The following is a 7,647-nucleotide window of genomic DNA, read 5'->3' on the forward strand; positions in this document are numbered from 1 at the left end:
ATCCACCCCGCCCGTCCGCTCGCGGCGGTCCACCCGAACCGGAAAACTGAGATGACCCGCACTTCTGCGCTCGAAGACATCGTTCCGCTCTCGCCACTCCAGCAGGGCCTGCTGTTCCTCAGCACCGTCGCCGCACCGGACGACGGGGACGACACGGGCAGTGCGGAACCCGATGTGTACACGGTGCAATCGGTGATCCGGCTGGACGGACCGGTCGACGACGAGCGGATGCGGGCGTCCGCGCAGGCGCTCCTCGACCGGCACGCGGTGATGCGCACGTGCTTCCGGCCCCGCAAGGACGGGCGCCACGCGGGACTCGTCGTCCGGGCGGTGGAGGTGCCGTGGCGGACCGTCGACCTCACGGAATACGACTCCGCGGAACAGGAACGGCGGATCGCCGACCTGCTGGCCGACGACCTCCGGACCTGGTTCGATCTCGCCAACCCGCCGCTGGTCCGGTGGCTGCTCGTGCGACTCGCCCCCGACACCGTCCGGCTCCTCTTCACCGCGCACCACATCGTGGTCGACGGCTGGTCCACACCGATCCTGGTGCGGGAACTGCTCGAGATCTACGCGGCGGGCGGCACCGCGACCGGTCTTCCCGCCGTGCGCAAGTACAGCGACTACCTGGCCTGGCTCGGGCGGCAGGACCACGACCGCGCCCGGGCACTGTGGCAGGAAACCCTGGCAGGGCTGGACGAACCGTGCCTGCTCACCCCACCGGGCTCGACCCGCGTCACCACCGACGCCCGGGCACTCGAACTCGACGTCCCCGCCGGCCTCGGCGACGCGCTCGCCGACGTCGCCCGCACGAGCGGGGTCACCCTCAACACCGTGCTCCAGACCGGTTGGGCGCTGCTGCTGTCCGGGCTGCTCGGCCGCGACGACATCGTGTTCGGCGCCACCGTCTCCGGACGTCCGCCCGAGTTGGCGGGCGTCGAATCGATGGTCGGGCTGTTCATCAACACCGTGCCCGTGCGGGTGCGCCTCGACGCCGCCGAGACGGTGCGCGACCTGCTGCAGCGAGTGCAGCAGGGGCAGGCCCGCACCCTCGACCACCAGTACGTCGGACTCTCGGACATCCAGCGCGACACCGGACTCGGCGAGCTGTTCGACACGCTGACGATCTTCGAGAGCTACCCCGTCGACCGCGACGCCCTCGAGCGCGCCCAGCGCGACGGCGGCGTGTCCATCGCCGGCGTCGACGGCCACGACGGCACCAACTACCCGCTGGTCCTCACCGCGGGTGTCGCCGAGACGCTGAAACTGATTCTCGACTACCGGCCGACGCTGTTCGGCGACGCGGACGCCGAACGGATCGGCGCCCGGCTGCTGCACATTCTGGAGGCGCTCGCCGCCGGTGGCAGCGCACGCGCCGCGTCGATCGCGGCACTGACGGCCACCGAACGCGAACTCGTCCTCGGCGAATGGGCCGTGGCGAAACCCGCCGTCGAATCCGGCTTCCCGACCGTCGCCGACCTGCTGTCCGAGCAGACGTCGCGCACCCCGCACGGCACGGCCGTCGTGCACGGCGACACCTCCCTGTCCTTCGCCGGCCTGGCGTCGGAATCCGCGCGTCTCGCGCGTCTGCTGATCGCCGCGGGTGTGGGGCCCGAGTCGCGGGTGGGTCTGGCGCTGCCGCGGTCCGCGGAGACGGTCGTCGCGATTGCCGCGGTCCTCTCCGCCGGCGGCGCGTACGTGCCGCTCGACCCGTCGTACCCGGTGGACCGGCTCTCGCACATGGTGTCCGATTCGGCGCCGACGGTCGTGGTGACCACGGTGGCCGTGTCGCAGCGGCTCGCCGCGGTGCTGGACGGCGTCCGCGTCGTGGTGCTCGACGCCCCGGAGGTCGCGGCCGAACTCGCCGCGCTGTCCGCCGGCCCCGTGACCGAGTCCGAACGCCGCACCCGGTTGCACACCGACAATGCGGCCTACGTCATCTACACGTCGGGTTCGACGGGGCTGCCCAAGGGCGTCGCCGTCACCCACGCGAACCTGCTGGATCTGCACGGCGCGCAGCGCGCGACGACGATGCGGCCGTCGCCCGACCGCACCGATCCGTGGCGGGTGCTGCTGACGTATCCGTTCGCGTTCGACTCGTCCGTGGCCGCGCTGACGTGGCTGTTCGAGGGACACGCCCTCCACATCCTCCCGGAGGAGCGGCGATCGGACACCGCATTCGTCGTCGACTACGTGCGGTCGCACCGCATCGACTACGTCGACAGCGTGCCGGTTCTGATGAATCAGCTTCTCGACGAAGGGCTTCTCGATCCCGCGGCAGCCCACCGGCCGGCGAAGGTCACGGTGGGCGGCGAGGCCGTCACGCCGGCACTGTGGGAGAGGCTGGCGGGCACCGACGGCGTCGAGGCCTTCAACTTCTACGGCCCCACCGAATGCACCGTCGACGCGGCGTTCGCCCGGATCTCCGGCGCGGCGGTGGTCATCGGCGGCCCGACGCCGGGGACGTCGGCGTACGTGCTCGACGGGTGGCTGCGCCCCGTCCCTCCCGGTGTGGCCGGCGAGCTGTACGTGGCCGGCGCCGGCGTGGCCCGCGGATACCTCGGCCGGACCGATCTGACATCGGGACGGTTCGTCCCCGACCCGTTCAGTGCCCCGGGACAGCGCATGTACCGCACGGGAGACGTGGTGCGGTGGACCGGGTCCGGTGTTCTCGACTACGTCGGTCGCGGCGACGATCAGGTGAAGATCCGCGGTTTCCGGGTGGAACTCGGCGAGGTGGAATCGGCGCTCGCCGCGGTCCCGGGAGTGCGGGACGCCGTCGTGGTCGCGCACACCGACGACCGGGACGTACGCCGACTCGTCGGCTACGTCACCGTCGACGAGGCGCTGTCGGCGTCGGCGGTGCGATCCGCGGCCGGGGAACGACTGCCGGACTACATGATTCCCGCAGTCGTGACCGTCCTGGATGCGCTTCCCGTGACCGCGAACGGGAAGGTCGACCGGAAGGCGCTGCCGCAGCCGGACTTCGGTGCGCTGGCCGGGTCGGGCGAGCCGCGTACCGACACCGAGGCCGCCCTGTGCGCGGTGTTCGCCGAGGTGCTCGGACTCGACCGGGTGGGCGTCGAGGACGACTTCTTCGCTCTCGGAGGCGATTCCATCGTGTCCATCCAGCTCGTGTCGCGGGCGCGCCGCGACGACATCCGGGTGACGGCAAGACAGGTCTTCGAGCTGCGGACCGCGGAGCGGCTCGCCGCGGCCGTGGACGCCGAGTCGGACGTCGAGACCCTGGACACGGTCGCCGTGCCCGCCGAGGGGGACGTGCCGGTGACGCCGATCGTGTGGGAAGCCCTGCGGCAGGGCGGGAATCTGGACCGCTTCGCGCAGGCCCGGTTGCTGCTCGCGCCGGCCGGACTGACCGAACCCGTCCTGGCGGGCGCCGTGCGGGCGCTTCTCGCGACGCACCCGCTGCTGCGGTCGCGGTTCACCGTGTCGGACGGGACGCCGCGCTGGACGGTCCCGGATTCGGCTGATGAGGGGCCGAATCCGGTACGCCGCGTCGCGGTGCCGGATGACGGCCCGGACGCCTGGCAGGCCGTGTTCGAGGCCGAGCGGGAGCGGGCCTACGCGTCGCTGGACCCGGCGGCCGGTGTGATGCTGCAGGTGGTGTTCTTCGACTTCGGACCGGGCAGGCAGGGCCGGGTCTTCGCCGCCGTCCATCACCTGGTGGTCGACGGGGTGTCGTGGCGGATCCTGGTGCCGGACCTCGCGGCGGCGGCCCGGCAGATCGCGGCCGGCCGACCGGCAGCGCTCGAACCCGCCGGGACGTCGTTCCGCGGCTGGGCGACCGGACTCGTCGAGGCCGCGGCGTCCGACCGGGTCACCGCCGGCTGGCCGGTGTGGGAGGCCGCGGTGAACGCCGGCGAACCCGCACTGGGGCACCGGCCGCTGGACCGCGACCGCGACACCGTCTCCTCCGCCCGATCGGTGGAGGTGCACGTTCCCACGGACGTGACCGCGCAGGTGCTCACCACCGTGCCGGCCGCGTTCCGTGCCGGCGTCAACGACGTGCTGCTCACCGCGCTGGCCGTGGCGGTGGCGTCCGTGCGCGGAGGGACGCTGGTCCGCGTGGACCTCGAGGGCCACGGCCGTGAGGAACAGGTGGTGCCGGGCGCGGACATCTCCCGCACCGTCGGCTGGTTCACGTCGCTGTACCCGGTGGCGCTCGACCTGCAGTCCCTGGACCTCGGCGACGTCCTCGCGGGCGGGCCCGCCGCCGGACTCGCCCTGCGCCGGGTGAAGGAATCGCTGCGGTCCGTGCCGGACAACGGCATCGGGTTCGGGTTGCTCGCCCGGCTCAACCCGGAGTACTCCGCCCGCTTCGACGGCTACCGGCCGCCGTCCGTGATGTTCAACTACCTCGGCCGAATGACGCTGGGAGAGAACACCGACGGCGCCTGGTCCGGGGCTCCCGAGGCCGCTGCGCTGGGCGGCTCCGTCGACCCGGGCACCCCCCTCGACCACGTACTCGACGTCAACGCGATCACCGAGGACACCGCGGACGGCCCCGTCCTCAGCTGCGTGTTCACTGCGGCGGACGCCGTGCTCGGCGCGGAGGACGCCACCCGCATCGCCGACGTGTGGGTCGAGGCGCTCACCGCGCTCGCCCGGCATGCCGGGCACCCGGCCGCGGGCGGGCTCACCCCGTCCGACCTCACCCACGACACCCTGCCGCTCACCGAACTCGTCGCCCTCGAACACGAGGCACGGGACACCGTCGGCGCGGCACTCGAGGACGTCGTCCCGCTGACCCCACTGCAGCAGGGCATGTTCTTCCTGTCCGGACTCGACACCAGCGGTGTGGACGTCTACACGATGCGCACCGTCCTGGACATCGAGGGCGCGCTCGACACCGCGGTCCTGCGCCGGTCGGCGGAGGCACTCGTGGCGCGGCACGCCAACCTGCGCACCGGGTTCCGGATCAGTGCCGCCGGCGAACCGATCGGCGTCGTCCTGCGCGAGGCGATCCTGCCCTGGCAGGAGACCGACCTGCACCGGCTGCCTGCGGAGGACGCCGCCACGGAGTGGTCCGCCCTGCTGGACGACGACCGGAATCGGCGTTTCGACCCGCACGCGGCGCCGTTGCTGCGCTTCACACTCGTCCGGGTGGGCGAGACCCGGTACCGGCTGGTCTTCACCGCCCACCACCTCCTGCTCGACGGGTGGTCGACGCCCCTGCTGATCCAGGAATTGATCCAGCTGTACGGCGCGGCGGCCGATCCGTCGGTGCTGCGGCCGGTCCGCCCCTACTCCGACTACCTGACGTGGCTGAAGGGGCAGGACACCGAGCGCGCTCTGGCGGTGTGGACGGAAGCCCTCGCCGGGGTCGAGGAACCCACCCTGCTGGCCGCGGCCGGTTCGTCCCTCGACCCGCAGATCCCCGGTGAGATCACCGTTTCCGTGCCCGAGGGGTTGTCGGGCGGGCTGCTCGAACTCAGCCGGAGACTCGGCATCACCGTCAACACCGCCGTGCAGGCCGCGTGGGGTCTGTTGCTCGGTTCGGTGCTGAACCGCCCCGACGTGGTGTTCGGCGCCATCGTCTCGGGACGCGTGCCGGATGTGACCGGCATCGAGTCGATGGTCGGGTTGTTCATCAACACGGTGCCGGTACGAGTCGGCGTCCGCCCGCAGGAGACGGTCGACGAGTTCCTGCGGCGGGTGCAGGGCGAGCAGAACCGCGTCATGGACCACCAGTACGTGGGGTTGTCCGACATCCAGCGCAGCGTCGGTATCGGCGAGATGTTCGACAGTCTCATCGTGTTCGAGAGCTACCCGGTGGACACCGAGGCGCTGGAGGCGGCGCAGCGGTCCGGCGGTATCCGGGTGTCGCACTCGGAGGGGCAGGACGCCACCAACTTCCCGCTCGTCCTCGTCGCCGGGCTCGAAGGCGAACTCGATCTGATGCTGGAATACCAGCCGGCCCTGTTCACGAACGACGAGGCCACCCTGCTCGGTGAACGGCTGGTGCGCATCCTCGAACAGCTCGTCGCGGACCGGTCGCTGCCGATCACGCGCATCGACGTGCTGTCCCCGTCCGAGCGGACCCGGGTGCTCGGCGAGTGGGCGGTCACGGAACCCGCGCCCCCGTCCGGTGTCTCGACGATCGCGGACCTGTTCGCCGCGCAGGTCGACCGCACACCGGACACCACAGCCGTGGTCTGCGGCGACGACACGCTGACGTTCGCGGACCTCGGCGCGCGGACGGCGCGGCTGGCCCGACTGCTGATCGACGCGGGGGTGGGCCCGGAGTCGAAGGTGGGGCTGGCGCTGCCGCGGACCACCGACATGGTCGTCGCCGTCTTCGCGGTCATCTCCGCCGGCGGCGCGTACGTGCCGATGGACCCGGCGTACCCCGCGGACCGGCTCGCGCACATGGTGTCGGATGCGCGGCCCACCGTGGTCCTGAGCACCGCGGCCGTCGCCGGGGAACTCGGCGAGATCCTGTCGTACTCCGGGGCCGAACTCGTGATGCTGGACGACCCGTCCGTGCAGGAGCGCCTCGCCGCACTGCCGCACACCCCCGTCACGGACAGCGACCGACAATCCCCGCTGCGCGGCGCCAACACCGTGTACGTGATCTACACGTCCGGGTCCACCGGGGTGCCGAAGGGCGTGTCGATCACACATGCCAACCTGCTCAACCTCTTCCACAGCCACCGGCAGTCGCTGTACCTCCCGACGGTGGCCGCGGCCGGTCGCGACGGCATCGGTGTCGGGCACGCGTGGTCGTTCAGCTTCGACGCCTCGTGGCAGCCGACGCTGTGGCTGCTCGACGGTCACACCGTGCACGTGTTCGACGAGGAGACCATGCGTGATCCGGACCTGATGGTCCGCGAGGTGATCGAGCGGGGCCTCGACTTCCTCGAGGTCACACCGTCGTTCCTCGACCGGATGGTGGCTGCCGGGCTGTACGAGCACGAACACGTTCCGGCCACCGTCGGATTCGGCGGCGAGGCGGTCAACCCGGCGCTCTGGCGGACACTGCGCGACGTCACGGCAGGCCGGGCGTTCAACCTGTACGGGCCCACCGAGTGCACCGTCGACGCGCTGATCGCGAAGGCCGCCGACGCCGAGGAGCCGGTGCTCGGCAGGCCGGTCCACGGTGGGACCGCGTATGTGCTGGACCGGTTGCTGCGGCCGGTGCCCGCCGGCGTCGCCGGTGAGCTCTACCTGGCCGGCAACGGCGTGGCGCGCGGCTACCTCGGCAGGCCCGACCTCACGTCGGGTCGTTTCGTGCCCGATCCGTTCGGCGCCGCGGGGGAGCGCATGTACCGCACGGGTGACGTGGTGCGCTGGGCAACGTCCGGTCTCGGACTCGAATACGTCGGGCGCGCAGACGATCAGGTGAAGATCCGCGGGTTCCGGGTCGAACTCGGTGAAGTGGAATCGGCGCTCGCCGCCGTGGCGGGTGTCCGCGACGCGGTCGCGGTCGCGCACACCGACGTTCGGGGTGTGCGCCGTCTCGTCGGCTACGTGACCGTGGACGGCGCGCTCGACCCGGCCGTGGTGCGTTCCGTGGTCGCGGAGCGTCTGCCCGACTACATGGTGCCCGCCGCGGTCGTCGTGGTCGGGGCGTTCCCCGTCACCGCGAACGGCAAGGTGGACCGGAAGGCGCTGCCGGAACCGGAC

At 71.9% G+C, this 7,647-nt stretch carries 1 protein-coding gene; it reads left to right on the top strand.

The window, feature by feature from the left end; translation table 11 throughout:
* Positions 1-51: 51 nt before the first annotated feature.
* Positions 52-7,647, top strand: a 7,596-nt coding sequence (locus ACFTZB_RS40385) for an amino acid adenylation domain-containing protein (protein WP_378440758.1), incomplete at its 3' end; no start/stop codon positions are given.

Source organism: Rhodococcus sp. NPDC057014 (assembly GCF_042673295.1).
Lineage (GTDB): Bacteria > Actinomycetota > Actinomycetes > Mycobacteriales > Mycobacteriaceae > Rhodococcus_F.